Source organism: Aliiglaciecola sp. SL4 (assembly GCF_041538045.1).
In the GTDB taxonomy this organism is placed as follows: Bacteria; Pseudomonadota; Gammaproteobacteria; order Enterobacterales; family Alteromonadaceae; genus Aliiglaciecola.
Genome location: NZ_JBGOSE010000014.1, coordinates 25,563 through 44,525 on the forward strand (window position 1 = coordinate 25,563; position 18,963 = coordinate 44,525).

Consider the following 18,963-nt stretch of genomic DNA (forward strand, 5'->3'; position numbering starts at 1 on the left):
TCACATTGATATTCCCAATACTGATTGGCTTCGATAGCTATTTCAAACAATTAGGAGACTAACTAAATGCAAGACTTCCCTCATCGTTATACTGTCGTTGCTCAAGGCAATGTGTCTGGCAGTTTAAATGCTAAATGTGAAAACTTAGTCGATATACCGGTTGCGCCACCGTCACAGTTTGGTGGCCCGGGCGACAAATGGTCGCCAGAAGATCTTTTTATGGCCTCAATTGCAAACTGCTTTGTATTATCATTTCGAGCCATAGCTAGAGCATCAAAATTGGAATGGCATTCTATTGAGTGTTCTTCAGCAGGGGAATTGGACAAAGTTGATGGAAAAATTCAATTCACTAAGGTCAAATCAACAATTAAGTTGGTGATCCCGGCCACTGAAAACAAAGACAATGCAGAAAGGTTGCTGTTTAAATCAGATGAAAAGTGCTTAATTCGTAACTCCATTTCTTGTAGCACCAGTATCGATTGCGAAATTGTCCTAAGCGATGAATAAACAAAAGTAAAAAGACTTTAAGCATTTAAGCCGCTTTATCTTTTTATTTTGGGAGCTTGTGCTATGAAATTTTTAGTTTTTTTAGGAACCGTTCGCGATAGTACGCCACCTAAACCCGCTCGCCTTGGTGAGCGCGTAAGCAAAGCCTGCTTGGCCTGTTTAAATAGCCGCTACACTGAACATGAATTTGAGTTGGTGGATGCGTTGGATTATCCGTTGGAGCCTGTTTTCAAACCTCAGTTTGCCTACTTGAGGAACAAAGCACCGGTTAAGCTGAATGAACTAGCAGATAAAATCCAATCTTCTGATGGGTATATCATGGTGAGCCCTGAATATAACCACTCCATGAGCCCTGCATTAGCTAACTTACTCAACCACTTTGGAAGCTCTTTGTTTTCCTATAAACCCAGTGCAATAGTGACCTACTCTGCTGGGCAATGGGGAGGAATGCGAGCTGCAGTGGGCATGCGTACTTTTCTTTCCGAGCTTGGTTGTCTTCCGGTTTCGGCAATGATTCATGTACCTAAAGCCCAAGAGGTCTTTGCAGATGATGGCTCCCCACAAGACGGTGAAGACCAGTCGTCATGGTTCAATTATTTCGCGCGTACCTTTAACCAATTAGTTTGGTGGGCAGAAGCTGCGAAAAAGCATCAAGTTGCAGTGGATCCTCATAAGATGGTGAAGGATTTCAAAACCAATCCGTCCCAGCGAAATGCACCTTGATTTGAGCATTTTTGCAATTGATAATTGCTTGTGAAGCATGGTTATCCCTTTTAGACTGACTCTTAATTAGTATGTTAATGGGCTTTTCAACAGTCCAGAAAATCAATTAATAAGGATAATTAATGATGTTAAGCTCAACAGCAAGCTGTCTTTGCAAGGCAGTGACTATTACCGCACGTGAAATTAATCCTAAGTTTACCGTTTGTCATTGTGATTCATGTCGAGGCTGGGGTGGTGGGCCATTTTTTGCTGTGCAATGCGGACAAAACGTCAGTATTGATGGTGAAGATAAAGTGAAAATGTATGCATCTTCACCTTGGGCATCCCGTGGATTTTGCAGCGAATGCGGAACCCATCTGTTTTTTAAGTTTAAACAAAGCGGTGACTACAATATGCCAATTGGCATCTTTGAAAAGCTCGACGGGTTAGTCATGGATATGCAGTATTTCAGTGATCAGCGCCCAGACTATTATTGTTTTTCAAATCAGACAAAAGAACTCAGCAGAGCTGAAATAATGAGTTATTTTGCTAAAAAGCTATAGAAATACAGATAGCTTGCGTATTGTGTTTGAATCCATTACACGAGTTTTCTATTCTAGCAAAGGACTTCATTGTTTTAGTTTTTAAAGGGACATAAAAATGAATATAAATATAAGTTTTCTCGGGGAAATTGTTTTTGGTTTTGCCCTTATTATGGGGGCTATTTGTTATTATCTTGGAAAACAAAAGGGTCAGAACCCTTATACAACGGCTTTATTGGACATCTAATCCGGTTTAATTCCAGTTGTCGCCTTTATATATTTGCTTGTTTTAATTAATAAACTTTCGGTTACCTCGCAAAAAAACTCTGGATAAGGGTTCTAGTCCAATTAACTCACTATAATTAAAGTGTTCTTAGCCAAAACGGATCCCACATGAATGTTTCTAGCTTAAGCCAAAAAGAGTATAAAAGTACGCTGCGTGATCTTCAGATTCAACTGGTAAAACTGCAAAATCATATTATTCAAAATAATTTGCGACTATTAGTTATTTTTGAGGGGCGAGACTCGGCAGGCAAAGATGGCATTATTAAACGAATTACTGAGCATTTAAGTCCCCGTGATACTCGAGTGGTTGCTTTAGGGAAACCTTCGGATCGCGAAGCGAACTCATGGTACTTCCAACGTTATGTGAGTCACCTTCCCAGTGCCCAAGAAATGGTTTTGATGAATCGAAGTTGGTATAACCGTGCTGGCGTTGAGCGGGTGATGGGATTTTGTAGTGAAGCTGAGTATCAACATTTTATGCAAATGGTCATTCAGTTTGAGCGCATGTTGATAGAGTCTGGGATTCACATTGTGAAATATTATTTGGATATTTCTAAAAAAGAACAAATTGCTCGCTTAGAAGATAGGCGCACTAACCCATTAAAACAATGGAAAATTAGCCCTATTGACGAAGTAGCCATTGCTAAATGGAATGATTACAGCCAAGCACGTAATGAGATGTTAAATCGAAGCCATAGTGATACCACCCCTTGGCATGTGGTGAGTGCCGATGATAAAAAACAGGCGAGAATAAACGTAATTCGTCATTTATTGTCAGTAATCGACTACCAAAACAACTTGAATAAGCATAACGATGTTGATCAAAACGTGGTGTTTCAGTTTACCCCGCAAAACTTACATAATGGTAAAATCAGTAACTAAAAAGTGGCATTGATATTTGCCATTGTTTAACTCATAAACTCGATACTTTGGGCTGGAAAATCTAGGGTAATTTGATCTCCGTAGTAAATATTGTCGATGGGAGGCGCTAATATTTCGATTAGGTTACTTTGTTGGAAGTGCAGGGTTTTGGTTTCTGGATGAGGGTAATAAACCCATGCACTATAGTTTTGACCTTGAAATGTAATTTGGCATTTAACAAATGAAAATGTTTCTGGGTTAAAGCCCTGTGCCCAAGTTACGTTTTCAAAACAAAAGCTAGGGTGAAGAATTTTGAACCCAGAAACGGCAAGTTGCACATTTAGGGTGCCATTGAAACACTGGCTTAGATCTAAACCTAAGTCCTTAAAAAACGGCTTCTGCATTTCAATTGTGCCTGTGGGGTAGGTAGAGTCAGTGCCGCTTCCCGAGGCAACCTGGTGTCCCTTTATGACTGTGCCAGAAACACTGATAGGAGCAGAAGGCATTGTGCTTAACACTTCAACAAGGTTTTATTAGGGTGGATCCCCACAATCAAACCCGAAATATTAAAGGCTATTTCTACACTATCACCGGTTTTAAAATTGCCATTGATAAGGTTCATTTGCTCTAAAGTATCAATGAGTTGCTTTGATATTTTTACCAGTTCCTGGTCACAGGTTCTGAGTTCCCAGCCATTTTCAAATTGGGTAAGTATCGCTGATTTTTGATGGTGGCTTGCCAGCAGCGCCTTTTGTTGCAGATAATCTTGATAATGTTGTTGATATTGTTGGCTAATATGCTGGTAATCCTGCGACTGTTGTTCATCTATATTATGTATTTCCACAGAGGTATATCGCAGGGTATCTGATGATTGTTTCCATTCATAAGATTGCCATGCTACTAAGCCTATTAATAAAATGGTTGCGGCAGCAAAGGTTCCATGTTGAAAGTTGTGGAACCAAGCATATAGACTTGATTGGGTCTGGGTGCTTTGCATCAATTGACGCTTCATGCTGGCAGTACCTTGGATCTTAGATTTTCGGTGCTGATATAGGTCAGATATCCGAGTTTCAAAGTGTTCTGCTTTTTTTGACGACCCTTGATCGTGTTCGTTGGGCTTAGTCATGATATTTCTCTAATTTGTCGCGAAGGGAATTCTTCGCATATCTAACTCTACTTTTAACCGTCTCTACACCACATCCGGTTATATCGGCGATTTCCTGTAACCCAAAGCCTTCCTGCTGTAGGCAGAAGCTTTCTCGTTGTTCAAAGGGCAAAGACATTAAGGTTTTATCAAAAATAGTTTCAATAGGATCCGTAAAGTCAAAGGCGGTTTTTAACTGTTCCATCGGCTTATCAGTTAATGACTCACAACGATTTGTGCGCCTAAACTCGTCAACTAAAATGTTTCTAGCAACCGTAAATAGCCATGCATTAAATCGTCCAGACTCTTTATATAAGTGAGGTTTTTCAAAAACTTTTAACCAGGTGCGTTGGCTAATATCTTTTGCTAAATGTATGTCTGATTGAGTGACTAAAAAGTGATAAAGGTCATCTCCACAGTTATCATAAAGCTGCTCAAAGAGTTTTTTATCACCGCTTTGGGCAAAGCGTACTATTAGCCATTCGTTTGAATGGCTAATTGAGAACAAAGATTTAATCGCTAAAGTGAGACTCACACAACATCCTTTGTGGCTGTGAAAAAAGTTAGCTTTCTAATTTAAAGTCTAACACAACTTCTAAACCTGTCTGCTCAGTGGGTTTACCATCAACTATTTGTGGTCTGTATTTCCACTTTTTTAACGCCTTCCGAGCTTCTCGATCAAAGGTTCGTTTAGGCTGGGCATCAATAATTTGTATGTTTTGCACCGCACCACTTGCATCAATATTAAATTGTAGTTTTACCCAACCTTCAATACCGTCCCTTGCTGCATGGGTAGGGTATTTCGGTGAAATTCGCACCATAGGCGTGGTTTCAGCATCTTGAATGGATAAAAATTGATTGTCTTGGGCGATTTCCTGAGTAGGGACTTCAACTTTAAAGTCGGCGATTAGGTTGTCCTCATTAGGCTCTAACATTTCCTTAGGCTGAATTGTTTGTGGCATCAACTTAGGAGGTTCAATGGGCTTTAACTTGGTTTTTTCTATGGATTGACTGTCTTGGGTGTTAAAAACCGGATCCACAAAAACACCTGCTGTTGGCGGTGCAATGTAATCCGCATTTTGTGCTATTAGTTTTTGCATTATTACAAATAAACTAAAAGTAATAATGGCAGCAATTACCACACAAGCGGATATTTTAAGATGTGAGTGATTGGGTCTATAAAGCATAACACTTTGCATATTTCTTCCTGTTATTTGATAGGTTTAAAGACTAAACGAATCAGAAATAGCAACGGGGTTAAAAATTTAAAAAAATATGTTTAGGAAGACGTTTCAACCTCTGCAATAAGGTAGTTTTAAATTGTACTTCCCAGCAAATGCATTTACATTAAACTTACATCTGAGGATGATATTGGTGAAAATGAAATTGACGACTTCGCTTTGGTCGCGGTTGAAGTAGTCAATGATGGCTTGTCTGTAATAGTAGTTTCTTCAATCTAGTGGACTGGTTTAGAGGGGAGATAAATTTTACGTTTTTCAGGGGCTTAGTTTGATAATTTAATGATGATAAAACAGACAATAAATGCTAACTTTGTTGTTCTATATAGTAGACATCGTTTTTATCTATATTTAGACCAGCAGACTATGTATTTATTTTAATTTTTGATGGTATTAGGGAACTTTAGGCACAGCCATAAAGTGAGTAGCAGTTAAGCGTGCACGCCAGTACGAAACTGCAAAAATTTTTGCTAGATTAGGATGTCGATTTTGGAATCAAATCACCGTAACAATGATAACCCGTTCGTTGGATTAAATGCCTTTGAGATTGAGGATGCTGATAACTTTCAAGGAAGAGAGGATGGAATTCAACAAGCACTGTCAAAACTTCAGCATAAAGCTCAATCATCCCACCCCTTTCTATTGCTGCTCGGAAAAAGCGGAGCTGGTAAGGCGAGTCTTTTACAAGCTGGTATTTTTCCAAAATTAGACGAACTGCAGTTCGCTGGCGGTAAAGTAGAGTTTCGTTCTACTATTATTACCCCTTGCAACTTGAGTATCGATCCGTTTAAGTCTCTTATCTCGGCTTTATCCGATAGTTCTGAACAATCAATTGTAGCTAACGAAGAAATTAATGCGTTAGTTAAAATGTGCAAGCAGCAGCCTGATAAATTCTTGCAGTTGATGAAACAAAAAGTGGAGTCTTGGCCTGCAGATAAAAAACTAGCAATTGGTATCTTGCAACTCGAGCGGTTATTTTTAACTGATTCTTTAGGGTACACGGAACGTCGATATTTCACTGACATCTTGGCCGGATTGGTTATCCATTGCGGTATTCTTGTGGTAGCGACATTACGCAGTGATTTTTACCATACTCTATCCGATTATCCCGCGCTGCTCAGGTTAAAACAAAATGGGGGACAACTTGATGTTTTGCCTCCTACATTAAATCAACTTAAAAAAATGGTGTCTCCAGAGCCTGCCAAACATTTGAAATTTGAGCAGGCAAGTGGCGAGCAAGTTAGTTTAGATGAATACATTGCTCAGCGAGCCTATGAATTTCCCGATAGCTTACCGTTATTACAATTCGTTTTATTTCACCTCCATGAAAACCGTTCGCAAAATGGTCTGATTAATTATTCAACCTATCGTAATTTAGGAGGTCTAGAGCGAGCTATAGCAAAAATGACCGAGCAAACCTACGAAAGCTTGGTTCGTTCTAATAAAAGACACTTTCAACGGATAATAAGTCGCCTAGCTGTATTAAGTTCAAAAGACCAATATGAAAGGATTTGGGTCAAAACTGACGATTTATATAAAAGTCATAATGGCAAAGAGCTTGTCGATGCCTTTGAAGCAATTGGCATTATGACGAGTGAAAAGGCTATTGATGGAAACATCTATATTAGTTTAGTACATGATTGTTTATTTTCTAATTGGCCTCGATTGAGTGAAACCCTAGATAATTATCAAAAAAAGCTCAAGTTAAAAAACAAGTTAGAAGCTCAAGCTTCAGAGTGGAAAAGTGCTACTAGGCCTTCAGCTTATTTACTTGCGCCGGGTAAGTCATTAGAAGAAGGGAAGTCGGTTCTTAAACAAGGTGGAGCCATAAGCTCAACATTGAGAGCGATGATCCACGCCTCGGTTAAACGCGCAAGTCTCAAATATCGGGTTGGATTTGGCTTGGCAATTGTTCTTTTAATGGTTTTTGGTTTTATGGTGAACAACGCGTATGACGCTAAAGTAAAACAAAAAATTGCGGAAGCTAAATTGGTTGAAAGTCATGAATTAATAGAGTTTCTTATTGATGAAAGCGCAAAATTAGAGGCGATTGGAAGATTAGATTTAATCCAAGATAGTTCAGAACGGTCTTTGGAATATTTAAGTACTGTAGCGCCTAAAGATGACTCCACTGCTGCTAAATTGAGTCGTAGCCAAACTTTTTTCCAATTAGGAAAGGTTTATCTGGAGAACAGACAGTATTCAGGTGCCTTAGATGCATTTAATAAAACTCTAGAATTGGATACTGAACTGGTAGAGATCCATCCAAATGGATTTACTTATGTATTAGAGTTGGCTCATGCTAACTACTGGATTGCGATGACACATTTGCGTGCTGGCGATGTGCAAAAAGCTGAGCAGTATTTTTTATTCTACCAAGCGAATGCTTTTGACTTAGTTGAGTTGCAGCCAGATAGTCCAATCGCCAAAATAGAGCTTTCTAGAGCGTATGCAAACTTAGCTAAAATCGCAGCCCAACGAGGACAGTTAGAAAGTGCTAGTCAAAGCTTTTTTGAAGCAGTGAAATTTACCGAAAAAGGCAGAACAGCCGCTCATGTGAACGATCTCTTAGAGGCAGCTAGCGCCTATACATGGTTGGCTAATAAGTATTATTCGGAATTAAAAATCGCAGAATCCCTAGAGATGATTAAAGGCGAACAAAGATTAAGAGTTTTAATTAATAAAAAGCAAAACTCCCCTGCCAATGCAATGGCGTCTGCATATTCCTTATGGAAATTGGCGAATGAAAACATGTTAGTTGGTCAGTATAAACAGGCTGAAGCCGTACTCAACGACCTTAAGGTAGCTTGTGCTAAAGGGATGGGAGCTGAAAATGCTGATATTCAATGGCGTTATCTATACGCATTTAGTGATGCAGGATTAGCCAAAATAGCAATGTTAACGGGTAATTCACACAAGGCTAATGCACTATTTGAAGCAAGCTATAGGAAAGTTGCAGATACCTCTGCGGGTTTAATGGGGCAGTGGCAAAATGCCTTCTTCGAACGCCAATATTGGTTAGCTAGATTGCACCATGAGAATGGCAATCAGCAGGGCTTTGTATCTGCAAGCCAAGTCGTGACCAATGCTAATGACGATGCTGCGATTAAGTGGAAAGTTCGTTTAGCGACTTTGTCTGGCAAAGAGGTGAGTTTTGATATTATGCAATCTGACGAATTATTGAAACCACAACTGTTGATCGCAGCACTAGAGTATTATAGTTTTCACCGTCATTTAGAAAAATTAGAGCGATTATGGCAACAAGTACCCCAAGAAATGTGGTTAAATAAAGATCTTGATGGGTTGCGTGACACTGTGCGCAAACAAATTCGAGAATTCACGTCACAATAAATAATCAATTAGAAGTACTCCAAAAATATGATGATAGGTGAAATTGCTGCTCTTAGCACCGCTTTGTGCTGGGCCGTTGCAGCGCGTATGTTTCGAATATTAGGCAAAAACTTTTCGCCTTTAGCACTAAATCTATGGAAAGGCTTGGCTGCGATTGGCATTTTGCTGGTCATTACGCAGTTCTTTCTTCCGCAAGTCTCAGTTTCCAACGCGACCATGTTATGGCTGCTATTTAGTGGTGTTATAGGCATCGGCTTGGGGGATACTTTCTTCTTTCAAGCATTAAATAAAATTGGTGATAGCCAGTCTATCTTGGTTGCTGAAACCTTAGCGCCTATTTTTACTGCGTTACTGGCCATGGCTTGGATTGCCGAGTGGCTGACGTGGCAACAGTGGTGTGGTATTGCTTTAGTCTTATTCTCAGTAGATATGATCATTAAGATTCAAAAACGTTCCAGTTTCGATAAGTTTGAACTGAGTGGTTATATTTACGCCGGTTTTGCCGCCTTATGCCAAGCCGTTGGGGCGGTTATCAGCCGAGATATTCTTACCTCCACCGGAATTGATGCCTTTAATGCCAGTCAAATTCGATTAATTGGTGGTTTGGGGATCATCGTTATATTGATGTTCATAACCAAACAAAAGTGGTTGCCTACTACCGACAATGTTAAACGCACTTGGTTATTTTTTAGCGGTGCTACTGTAATAGGCACATTCGCCGCTTTGTATTTACAAATGGTTGCCTTCACGTATACCAAGGCGGCGGTGGTGCAAACCTTGTTTGCTATGAGTGTGATTTTATCCTTGGTCGTGGCTAAAATACTGGGGGAAAAAGTGAGTGGCAAGACAACTATTTGGTCAATCATCGCATTAATAGGTGTCGGTGTATTAGTGGGTTTAGAGCATCTGTAGAACGGGCCTTATTAGGTCCGTTGAATACTTTATTTAAATTAATTTATATTTTTATGGAATAATTTCGTTTCCTATTCGTTATCCAAGTGTCATTAACATAAACACGAGGAAACGAAGATGACTAAGCTAAATAAAATTTTAAACCTAATGGTACTTGTTGGTGCGGCTCACGTAAGCACTGTTACTTTGGCTGCCGATGTACAAGTTAGCCATGACATTCAGTTATCTAATCAAACTCAAGTTGCTCAACAAACTGATACCGACGAAGGTTCAACAGATGTCTCAGCTGAATCAAACACGTCAGCTGATGGCAGTGCTACGGTTCAAGCCGATAGCGATACGACCTCAGAACAACAACAAGCCGAATCTAGTGCTCAAAGCAGCGCAGATATGCTTGCTACTCAAAGTGCCAATCTCAATACCACACTAGTTAGTACCACTGAAGGGCTAAGCTCTACTGTGGGTAATTCCAGTGCTATCGCACTTAATCAATCCTTATCAGCAGTATCTACCTTAGCCCTTTTGGGAAGCTCAGAAGTGGAAAACGCCGAACTTGAAACCACTGACTCAGTAAATGACAGTGCAGAATTACAAGAAACGGCAACTGACGATGGAACATTGTTAGCTGAACCTGCTTTAGCATCGGAATTTGATGCCGTGTCAACGGTTGAAAACACGGTTGCATTGAGCAGTGCATCTGAATTGGCCACAAGCCTTGGAAGCAGTGCGCAACAAGTTGCGATAATCGATGTTGCCAGCCAAACCTCTCAAGTGATTGGTCAAACTGTGAATACGACTATTGCAGATAATATTGCGAGTAATGCGCAAAGTTCAGTCGCGCAAACAGTGAATGGTCAAATCAGCGCGCTTGTAACTGAGCAAATTAATACTGAAGTGGCCACTGCGGCAACTAGCGAAGTGCTTAACACTATCAGCAATGATTTAGATCTAGGTATTTAACCTTTCCTAACCCTGCAAGTATACGCCGGCGATTTGCCGGCGTCCTTTATGTATTATCGGTGGTCAAAATATGAAAATATCAATTCGAAATATTACCTGCGTATTAGTTTGTGCAACCAGCTCTTTGGTTTTCGCTGACAATCAGTCCGAGTTTAACCTAAGCGGTGAAGTTGAAGCTGGTCTGACTCACAATTCTGCATTAAGTGTGGATGAATTGGACGATGTATCTAACCAAAGCGATAGCGGGCATACACTGGGTGGGATGTTACAAGGAAAGTGGCAGATAAACCCAAAAGCACAAATCACAAGTCGCTATGCTTACAATCAACAACGTTACAATGAGTATTCACAATATGACTTGGATTTGCATCAATTCAGCCTAGATAGCAGCTATAAGTTTAGCCAAGTTGAACTTGGATTGCGTTTAGACGGCGCTAAGGCCCGTTTACAAGCTGACACCTTCTTAGACTTTCAACAGCTGAGTGTGTATGTGGGTAAGTTCCTGCAACCAGAGACGTTTCTGCGTGGGAGTTTGAACCTGAAAAATAAAGCATTTACTGAACTTACGGAAAGGGACGCCACTGGATTTAATGCATCAGCTGATCTATTTCACTTTATGAATAACGCTAAAACAATGTTGCTGATTGGACTAAGTGCTGAAAAAGAAAATGCTGAAGATAGCCAGTTTAATTACTGGGGAATGGGTTTGAATACTAAGCTAACCCATAAATTCGATATCTTTGGGTTGTCGTCTAAAGTCGGTCTAGGTTGGCGATATCAATATAAAGACTATGACACTGTGGAAGTGTCTGAATTCCAGGCCCGTTATAGTTTAGAACGAGACGAAATCAGACAAGTTATACAAGCTAACTGGGAAATGTTTATTTTCGACAATTTATCTATTGTGACCGAGTTAGAGCATGGTAATTATAAATCGAAAATGGAAAACCTAAGTTACCAACAAAATGTTGCCAGTTTAGGTTTAAATTATAGCTTCTAAGATGGGTGAGCATATCCTTAACTTAATTGCTTTCCCCAAGATTGCGTACAATCCCGCCAATTCCATAGATGGGATCCCTGCCTTTTGGACCTAAATCAACCGCTAGGTCTGAAAGGGAGGTTAGAATTGCTTGACGATCAACTGAGTTTCGATGGCCTGATTCTGTTAACAAACAGCTTAACGCCGCCGAGACCACAGGGGCAGCCATGGATGTCCCAGACTCTTTGCCTAACCCTCGCTTTACTTGCGCTGTTACTACATTCACGCCCAAAGCCGAATAATCTACATAGTCACCGCGATTTGACCAGCGGTAAGGTTGTTGTTGCTTATCAAAAGCGCTCACCGCAATCACTTCTGGATACCCCGCAGGATAAAGCTCCGGTGCAGCGGGACCTTGATTACCTGCAGCGGCTACAATTATGGTTCCCTGCTGACTGGCGGCTTTAATAATGGTGGCTAACATTTTATTGGGAGGGCCGGCCAAACTCATATTGACAACCTTTATTTGTTCTTCCACTAACCAGTTCAAGGCTGTAATCATGGCATCTAAAGTTGCCCCTTGGGAATAATCAGATTGTCGATAAAATACTTCAGCAGAATAGACTTTTCCGTGGCTAAGTAAGGGGGTCAAAGGACCTAAGTCGCCCACCAGTACACTGGCCACAGCTGTACCATGTGCCTGGGGCGAGGATAAATCATCAACTAAGAATGATTTTGCGATGATGATGGCGTCGGCGAATGCGCCATGCTGTTGGTCAATCCCACTGTCTATCATGCCTATTTTGACCGGGGTGTCGCACAAGGCTTTACTTGCGCTGTTTTCTAGATTTTGACCGGTGACAGACGATTGTGCTTGTGGGGCGGCAGTTTGCGCTTGATAAATATGATTACGATCTAAGCTTTCTAAGGTCTGTTCTGGCAAGTGTTTCGCCAGCGCCTGTTTAGAGTCTAAAGATTCAGGCACAGTGAAACGCAACAATGAAAGTCCAAGCCCAGAGTAATTCGTTTCAGAATTGATGAAGGCACCTAAAGCTATTAGGTGTTGTTTAGTTTGTGGATTGGCTAATACCACCCATTGATTCTGAATCGCGCGCCAACCATCCTCTGTTTCCACTTCCACAAAGAGAGGTTTCCCCAGGTTTTCCCCTATGGCTAAGGTTTTTGGAAGTAACGTAAGAGGCTCGGTAAGCAGTTCGTCAATTGGGGGCAGGGTACTTAACGCAAAGGGTCGATCGGTAACCTTTTGGCTTACTTGGCTCTCAATCCGCTCAACGCTTCGTTCAAGACTATCAATTTGCTTTACAATACCTTTGGTATTAATAATTTGTGCGGATGTTAGATGGCTAAAAGCCAGTAAACTAACTAAAGTGAATTTTTGCAGTGTCATGCAGACCTCTTACTGAAAAGACTAAACTTGAACAGTTAACGTTTCAGCTAAAAATAAATTTCATTTTTTTTTGGAATAAAATCCTAGCTCATCCGTCTTCTTTATAAATGAGAGAGAAAACAAGAGAAAAACTATGAATGAATCCTTTGAAAATATCATACCCATGTTAAGGCGTTTTGCCTATTCATTGACTGGTAGTAGTGCCGACGCGGATGATTTAGTACAAGCAACGTTCGAACGAATCTTAAGCAAAGGTGTACCCGAAGATGTGGAAACTCTCAAATGGGCGTTTAAAGTCTGTCGTAACGTTTGGATCGATGAATATCGCTCACGTAAAGTGAGACAAAATGCGACCCAAGTACCAGAGTTGCAGGAACAAACAGAAGAATATCACAAGCAACAAAAGCAACATGAAGCTCAAGAGTTGTTGACTCAAGTGAATTCTGCAATGGATACCTTGCCCACCGACCAACGCTCGATTTTGTCATTAGTGGCATTACAGGGCATGTCATATAAGGATGTGGCGTCGACAATGGAAATTCCCGTCGGTACGGTAATGAGTCGATTATCTAGGGCTCGAAATACCTTACTAAATTTAGTTAAACCGCAAACGTTAGGGGAAAATGCATGATTATCAGCGACGAAAAATTAACTGGTTTTTTGGATGCCGAGCTGAACCAGCAAGAAATGGAACAGGTTCGTCAAGCCCTCGAAACCGATGATGAGTTAGTCATGCGTTTGGCACAATTATCCCAAGTTGATCAGTGGGTAGTTGAAAATGCTCAGCAAATTGACCAGCAGCCAGTGCCGCAAAGGTTAACTGAACTGGCCCAGCAAATAGATGCGAAACAAGGTTCTGGAGCGCAACCGGTGCAAGACAATGTGGTTCAGATGTCTAAATGGAAAAAGCATAAACCCGCTTTCAAATTACCTTATTCGATTGCTGCTGGGGTGGCCTTGGTTGCCGCTGTGGGTTTATTAACCCTGAATCAACAAGCGCCAAATTCAAGTGTTTCAACGGAGATTGCTGGTATTTTAGATACCACAGTCAGTGGCCAAACCACGTTTACTGAGAATGGCTCTGCGGTGAAAGCTCAACTTAGTTTTGCTAATCACCAAGGGCAGTTGTGTCGTCAATATCAAATGGCTACTGATGAAAATAGCAGTACCAGTATCGCCTGCAAACAAGCTACTGGTTGGCATATCGAAGCGAAACATTCTAATTCTGGGCAAGGGAATAGCGAGGATTATCAAACTGCCTCAAGCGCGCAGGAGTTAGATGTAGTAATTGATCAACTTATTGACGGTGCAGCTATGGACAAAACCCAAGAGCAGCAAGCTATTGCCAATAATTGGTTAGTAAACAAATAAATATAGACAAAATTGGTTTAATCTAAAAGAGGTGAAATATGAAATCTATCATGATGTTTTTATCAATCGTTCTTTTGTTGTCAGGCTGTGCTTCAAAACCTGATTATCGTGCCGCACAAAATGGTTCAGTTGGTTACAGTGAACAAAAAATTACAGATGATCGATACCGAGTGCAGTTCAAAAGCTATTCAAGAAGTGTTGCCGATGCGTCAGACTTTGCGCTACTGAGATCTGCTCAATTAACTCAGCAGCAAGGTTATGATTGGTTTGTGGTAACCAGCAAAGAGACCTTTGTAGAGTCTGAAGCCTACCAACCATCATCGTCGTTGGGAGTGAGTCATCAACGACAGCTAGAGCGTGACTGTGGATTAATCACCTGTAATAGCTACCGTCGACCTTCAACGGAGGTTGATATGACTATCGCTGCTGGGTCTGGTAATGAACGTAAAGAAGTTCACACTATTTTAGATATTCGCATGGGTAAAGGGGTGAAACTCAACGAAGAAGCCTATAGTGCACAGGATGTCATCGACAACTTAATAGACAAATCGCAAAGGGACTAATTGCACCCTAAATGAATCGGTTTTATGGACAAAAGTGATGGCGGCATAAGCCCCATCACTTTCTTAAGAAATAAGTGTTGCCTTAAGTGTCGGCTTTATATACAATTCGCGCGCTTAAATCAGCTATCACCTTTAGTTCCTTGTCTCAACACAGTTTAGCTGAGCTGTAAGAGGCTACAACCGTAAGGAGCAACAATGCGTCATTACGAAATCGTGTTTATGGTCCACCCTGACCAAAGTGAACAAGTTCCAGGTATGATTGAACGTTATACCGGAATCATCACGAACGACGGCGGAACAATCCACCGTTTAGAAGACTGGGGCCGCCGTCAATTGGCATACCCAATCGAAAAATTGCATAAAGCTCACTACGTACTAATCAATGCTGAAGCGACTGCAGAAGCAATTGAAGAGCTAGAAACTGCTTTCCGTTTTAATGATATTGTTCTTCGTAACCTTGTTATGCGTACCAAAGGAGCTGAAACTGAACAGTCTCCAATGGCGAAAGAAGAGCGTCGTGATGATCGTCGTGACGACCGTCGTCAGGAACGCACTGAAAAGCAAGAAGAAGCACCTGCTGCAGCTGTAGAGTCTGCTAGCACTGAAGACAAAGCATAAGGAGACAGACAATGGCTCGTTTTTTTAGACGTCGTAAATTTTGCCGTTTCTCAGCTGAAGGTGTTGTCCAGATCGATTATAAAGACATCGCTTTGCTGAAAAACTATATCACTGAAAGTGGTAAAATCGTACCAAGCCGTATCACTGGAACTAGCGCTAAATATCAGCGTCAGTTGTCAACTGCTATCAAGCGCGCGCGCTTCCTAGCATTGCTTCCATATACTGATTCTCACAAGTAATCGTTGGCGTAATTAAGAGGTAGCAAAGATGGAAATCATTCTACTAGACAAGATCGCCAACCTGGGCGGCTTGGGTGACACTGTCACTGTAAAATCAGGATATGCACGTAACTTCCTTTTTCCTCAGAAAAAAGCAGTTCCTGCAACTAAAGCAAATGTAGAAAAGTTTGAAGCACAACGTGCTGAACTTGAAGCAAACATTGCAGCAACTTTAGCTACTGCTGAAGCTCGTGCTGCTAAAATCGCTGAGCTAGGTGAAGTAACTATTGCTTCTCCAGCTGGCGAAGAAGGTAAGCTTTTCGGTTCAGTTGGTACTCGTGATATTGCTGATGCAATCACAGCTGCTGGCGTTGAAGTTGCTAAATCTGAAGTGAAATTGCCTACTGGTACTTTGCGTGAAACTGGTGAGTTTGAAATTGACTTACAGTTGCACTCAGATGTAATGACCACTGTTAAATTGGTTATCATCCAAGAAGCATAAATCTTAGATTTATAGACTTAAAAACCTCGCTCCGGCGAGGTTTTTTTATGCCCGAAGAAAAGTTCCCCCAACGGGCTAAAGCCCGTCCTACAGGTGATTCTTCAGCAAGATAGGTCTGGTGTAGCATGGGCTTCAGCCCATGGATGATGATGCGCTTCCAACGGACTAAAGCCCGTTCTACAGGTATTTTCCAGCAAGATAGGTCTGGTGTAGCATGGGCTTCAGCCCATGGATGATGCGCTTCTAACGGGCTAAAGCCCGCCCTACAGGTATTTTCCAGCAAGATAGGTCTGGTGTAGCATGGGCTTCAGCCCATGGATGATGATGCGCTTCCAACGGACTAAAGCCCGTCCTACAGGTGATTCTTCAGCAAGATAGGTCTGGTGTAGCATGGGCTTCAGCCCATGGATGATGATGCGCATCCAACGGACTAAAGCCCGTCCTACAGGTGTTTTCCAGCGAGATAGGTCTGGTGTAGCATGGGCTTCAGCCCATGGATGATGATGCGCATCTAACGGGCTAAAGCCCGTTCTACAGGTTAATCTGGCTTCAAAACCAAAATATCACAGGGCATGGATTCTGTCAGTGCCATTGCAGTATCGCCAAACATCTTGTCGAAAAAGTGCTTGTCTTCATTATTTCCAATCACCGCCACTTCGGCATTTAAAAGAGCTGCCTTTTCGGGAACGACTTCATCTGGAATACCTTCAACGGAATGAAGGACATCCTCGGCTAGGGAATATTCTTGGATATAGAGTTTTAGTTTTTCCTGATGTTTCTGTTTCAAAGTTGCTTCTCGTTTAAAGCCTCGCTGTTTATTAAAGTCGATATGTAATGTACCTATTTCTCCGTCGTAACAATCGATTACGTGCATTTGTGCACCAATAGCTTGAGTTAGTCTGTCACTAATCGCCAAAATTTTGCGGTTTAGTAAGTGATTGTCGAAATCATCATCTTTAATATCTACACAGGCTAGAACTTCAAGCTGTTTGTCCCAAAGTCTTGGTTTAACCATCCACACAGGCAACGGACAGTTTGCTACAAAATAATGGTCCAACCCACTTAAAAATAGACGTTTAAAGTCACTTTGTAGATAAGGTGCTTTTAATATTATGTTAAAGGTTTTTTGTGTTAATAATTTCTCAATTGCTAAAGACGGTTTCTGCTGCCAAGACAAAAAGATATCCTCAACAAACTCAGTGGCTTCCCAACTTGTCAATATATCGATAATCGTACTCTGCTGGTTATCGACAATTTCTTGCAAATTGTCAGCTAAGTCAAAATTGGCCTTAGGATAAAAAAGGTTATGGAGGGAAATAAACACACTCATCTTCCCAGCGTAGGCTCTGCACAATCGTGTTGCTCTAGCTAAGGGGATTGATGGATCTTCATTGGCGTGCAGCACAACTAAAATGTGTTTAAAGGGGCTTATTTCCATATTCATTATTGATTTACCTTTTTACCCTATTTATATGAATTAAAATTGTAGTCGACTATTTTACGAATGGTTAGAAAATTAATTCTTGAGCAGTAAATACCTTTGATAAACAAGTTAATGTAAGAATATTCGGATTTATTTTGAAAATAATCATATAAATATCAGTTGTTTGAGGGAGTGTTTGCAAGGGATTAAAAATTTAAAATTGGTGGTTTAAACCTTTCTGATCTACTCTGCGACTAACTCTTTAACACAATATGAAAACCGATAAAAATATTGAATACACATGGAAACGTTGTTTCTGCACAGCGCACGTTTGAAGATAAATCAGAACGTGACCTGATAAAAGCAGTACAACAGGGCGACAAAAATGCATATCAGCGTCTATATCAAACCTATATTGGTCAGGTATATGGGCTGTGCTATCGGCTCACTAGTGATCAGTCATTAGCAGAAGATGCTGCACAAGAAGTCTTCATTCAGCTGTGGCGTAAAATTGGTAATTACAAAGGAGATAGTAAGTTTTCAACTTGGTTACATACTGTCACTTCTAACATTACCATTTCATATTTACGTAAGCAGCGAGGCTGGGTCAAGCGAATGTTTAATATTGAAGACTCAGAAGCAAACTTATATGCAGCTGAGCAATCTACTGACCTAAGTGAATTGGAGCGGCATGTGGCGAGATTGCCAGAACGGGCAAGAATTGTTTTTGTATTGCATGCAATAGAAGGTTACCGCCATGAGGATATTGCAAGCATCATGAATATGGCAGTTGGCTCCAGTAAAGCACAGTTTCACCGTGCTAAACATTTGTTAAAGGAGTGGATGGGTTATGAATAAAAGAGATTTTGATAAAGACTTGCGTGTGCAAATAGATGCCCTGAGTAATGAAAAACAACCTGAACGGGATTTGTGGGCGGGTATTGAAATTGCGTTAGCCGAAGAGGCGGCACCTAATGAGCAGAATAAAAAAAACAATACTGAGTCAAGTTTCAAGATGATTGCAATTGCCGCTTCTTTTGCCCTTGTCTGCGTTCTTAGTTGGTTTTCCTTACAGCCGGCTACCGAACAAATAACAGGACAAGATTTGGTTGCGGCTTTGAGTAGTCAGCATAAAGCCCAAAAAGACGCATTGTTGGTAAAGTTTCAGGATCAGCCAGCTTTGACGGAAAACTGGCAGAAGCAGTTAACTGAACTGGATGAAGCTGCGGATGCCATTAAAGCTGCGCTGAAGCATGATTCAAACAACATAGCCTTGTTGAAAATGTTGCAAAATGTTCATCAACAACAGATTGATTTAATTGAACGGGTTCACTCTCCTAAATGGAGACAAATTTAATGAAAATACCTTTGAGTAAAAA

At 40.9% G+C, this 18,963-nt stretch carries 22 protein-coding genes; 16 read left to right on the top strand and 6 right to left on the bottom strand.

Annotated features, from left to right (window positions below):
- Window positions 1-66: 66 nt before the first annotated feature.
- From AB6T38_RS16455 to ppk2, 4 genes are all read left to right on the top strand, one after another.
- On the top strand, window positions 67-507 hold the full coding sequence (locus AB6T38_RS16455; RefSeq protein ID WP_348492350.1) for an OsmC family protein: 441 nt from the start codon (window positions 67-69) through the stop codon (window positions 505-507).
- 63 nt (window positions 508-570) lie between these two features.
- Window positions 571-1,230 (top strand): NADPH-dependent FMN reductase, encoded by a 660-nt coding sequence (locus tag AB6T38_RS16460; RefSeq protein WP_372548343.1) that lies wholly within the window; start codon window positions 571-573, stop codon window positions 1,228-1,230.
- A 125-nt stretch (window positions 1,231-1,355) separates the two neighbouring features.
- Window positions 1,356-1,772 (top strand): GFA family protein, encoded by a 417-nt coding sequence (locus AB6T38_RS16465; protein ID WP_372548411.1) that lies wholly within the window; start codon window positions 1,356-1,358, stop codon window positions 1,770-1,772.
- A gap of 372 nt (window positions 1,773-2,144) precedes the next feature.
- A complete protein-coding gene (ppk2, locus tag AB6T38_RS16470; RefSeq protein ID WP_372548344.1) occupies window positions 2,145-2,918 on the top strand; it encodes a polyphosphate kinase 2 in 774 nt (257 codons plus the stop codon).
- A gap of 26 nt (window positions 2,919-2,944) precedes the next feature.
- Here ppk2 and AB6T38_RS16475 read toward each other — a convergent pair whose 3' ends face one another.
- The 4 genes from AB6T38_RS16475 to AB6T38_RS16490 are packed head-to-tail and all read right to left on the bottom strand — an operon-like array spanning window position 2,945 to window position 5,240.
- On the bottom strand, window positions 2,945-3,403 hold the full coding sequence (locus AB6T38_RS16475) for a hypothetical protein (RefSeq protein WP_372548345.1): 459 nt from the start codon (window positions 3,401-3,403) through the stop codon (window positions 2,945-2,947).
- Window positions 3,404-3,408: 5 nt separating this feature from the next.
- Entirely contained in the window at window positions 3,409-4,023 is a 615-nt protein-coding gene (locus AB6T38_RS16480) for a hypothetical protein (protein WP_348492356.1), read from the bottom strand.
- Window positions 4,016-4,576: an RNA polymerase sigma factor gene (locus AB6T38_RS16485; protein WP_372548346.1), complete on the bottom strand. Its 561-nt coding sequence runs from the start codon at window positions 4,574-4,576 to the stop codon at window positions 4,016-4,018. Before AB6T38_RS16485 ends, AB6T38_RS16480 begins: the two co-directional genes overlap by 8 nt.
- Window positions 4,577-4,604: 28 nt before the next feature.
- Window positions 4,605-5,240: a TonB family protein gene (locus tag AB6T38_RS16490; RefSeq protein ID WP_372548347.1), complete on the bottom strand. Its 636-nt coding sequence runs from the start codon at window positions 5,238-5,240 to the stop codon at window positions 4,605-4,607.
- Window positions 5,241-5,768: 528 nt separating this feature from the next.
- Between AB6T38_RS16490 and AB6T38_RS16495 the strand changes: the two genes are divergently transcribed.
- The 4 genes from AB6T38_RS16495 (at window position 5,769) to AB6T38_RS16510 (ending at window position 11,502) form a co-directional block, all read left to right on the top strand.
- Window positions 5,769-8,630 (top strand): tetratricopeptide repeat protein, encoded by a 2,862-nt coding sequence (locus tag AB6T38_RS16495; protein WP_372548349.1) that lies wholly within the window; start codon window positions 5,769-5,771, stop codon window positions 8,628-8,630.
- 27 nt (window positions 8,631-8,657) lie between these two features.
- Window positions 8,658-9,542 carry a DMT family transporter gene (locus AB6T38_RS16500; protein WP_372548351.1) on the top strand — a complete coding sequence of 295 codons (885 nt, stop codon included), beginning with the start codon at window positions 8,658-8,660 and terminating at the stop codon, window positions 9,540-9,542.
- A gap of 117 nt (window positions 9,543-9,659) precedes the next feature.
- Window positions 9,660-10,502: a hypothetical protein gene (locus AB6T38_RS16505; protein WP_372548352.1), complete on the top strand. Its 843-nt coding sequence runs from the start codon at window positions 9,660-9,662 to the stop codon at window positions 10,500-10,502.
- Window positions 10,503-10,572: 70 nt separating this feature from the next.
- On the top strand, window positions 10,573-11,502 hold the full coding sequence (locus tag AB6T38_RS16510; protein WP_372548353.1) for a hypothetical protein: 930 nt from the start codon (window positions 10,573-10,575) through the stop codon (window positions 11,500-11,502).
- Window positions 11,503-11,524: 22 nt separating this feature from the next.
- On the opposite strand, the gene AB6T38_RS16515 is transcribed toward AB6T38_RS16510, so the two are convergent.
- The gene (locus tag AB6T38_RS16515; RefSeq protein ID WP_372548354.1) at window positions 11,525-12,889 is read right to left on the bottom strand and encodes a S8 family serine peptidase; all 1,365 of its coding nucleotides are present in this window, start codon (window positions 12,887-12,889) and stop codon (window positions 11,525-11,527) included.
- Window positions 12,890-13,022: 133 nt separating this feature from the next.
- On the opposite strand from AB6T38_RS16515, the gene AB6T38_RS16520 reads away from it, so the two are divergent.
- The 6 genes from AB6T38_RS16520 (at window position 13,023) to rplI (ending at window position 16,161) form a co-directional block, all read left to right on the top strand.
- A complete protein-coding gene (locus AB6T38_RS16520) occupies window positions 13,023-13,520 on the top strand; it encodes an RNA polymerase sigma factor (RefSeq protein WP_372548355.1) in 498 nt (165 codons plus the stop codon).
- Complete coding sequence (locus tag AB6T38_RS16525; protein WP_372548356.1) at window positions 13,517-14,260, top strand: anti-sigma factor; 744 nt, start codon at window positions 13,517-13,519, stop codon at window positions 14,258-14,260. Before AB6T38_RS16520 ends, AB6T38_RS16525 begins: the two co-directional genes overlap by 4 nt.
- Window positions 14,261-14,298: 38 nt before the next feature.
- Window positions 14,299-14,823, top strand: a complete 525-nt coding sequence (locus AB6T38_RS16530) for a hypothetical protein (RefSeq protein ID WP_372548357.1) — start codon at window positions 14,299-14,301, stop codon at window positions 14,821-14,823.
- Between the two features lie 195 nt (window positions 14,824-15,018).
- Window positions 15,019-15,441 carry a 30S ribosomal protein S6 gene (gene rpsF / locus AB6T38_RS16535; RefSeq protein WP_348492367.1) on the top strand — a complete coding sequence of 141 codons (423 nt, stop codon included), beginning with the start codon at window positions 15,019-15,021 and terminating at the stop codon, window positions 15,439-15,441.
- A gap of 11 nt (window positions 15,442-15,452) precedes the next feature.
- Window positions 15,453-15,680, top strand: coding sequence for a 30S ribosomal protein S18 (rpsR, locus tag AB6T38_RS16540; RefSeq protein ID WP_008843478.1), 228 nt, complete (start codon window positions 15,453-15,455; stop codon window positions 15,678-15,680).
- A gap of 28 nt (window positions 15,681-15,708) precedes the next feature.
- Window positions 15,709-16,161, top strand: coding sequence for a 50S ribosomal protein L9 (rplI, locus tag AB6T38_RS16545; RefSeq protein ID WP_372548358.1), 453 nt, complete (start codon window positions 15,709-15,711; stop codon window positions 16,159-16,161).
- A 538-nt stretch (window positions 16,162-16,699) separates the two neighbouring features.
- Here rplI and AB6T38_RS16550 read toward each other — a convergent pair.
- The gene (locus AB6T38_RS16550) at window positions 16,700-17,605 is read right to left on the bottom strand and encodes a hypothetical protein (RefSeq protein WP_372548359.1); all 906 of its coding nucleotides are present in this window, start codon (window positions 17,603-17,605) and stop codon (window positions 16,700-16,702) included.
- A gap of 270 nt (window positions 17,606-17,875) precedes the next feature.
- Between AB6T38_RS16550 and AB6T38_RS16555 the strand changes: the two genes are divergently transcribed.
- Both AB6T38_RS16555 and AB6T38_RS16560 read left to right on the top strand, forming a co-directional pair.
- A complete protein-coding gene (locus tag AB6T38_RS16555; protein ID WP_372548360.1) occupies window positions 17,876-18,442 on the top strand; it encodes an RNA polymerase sigma factor in 567 nt (188 codons plus the stop codon).
- The gene (locus AB6T38_RS16560) at window positions 18,435-18,941 is read left to right on the top strand and encodes a hypothetical protein (RefSeq protein WP_372548361.1); all 507 of its coding nucleotides are present in this window, start codon (window positions 18,435-18,437) and stop codon (window positions 18,939-18,941) included. The genes AB6T38_RS16555 and AB6T38_RS16560 overlap by 8 nt, the downstream gene beginning before the upstream one ends.
- Window positions 18,942-18,963: the final 22 nt, after the last annotated feature.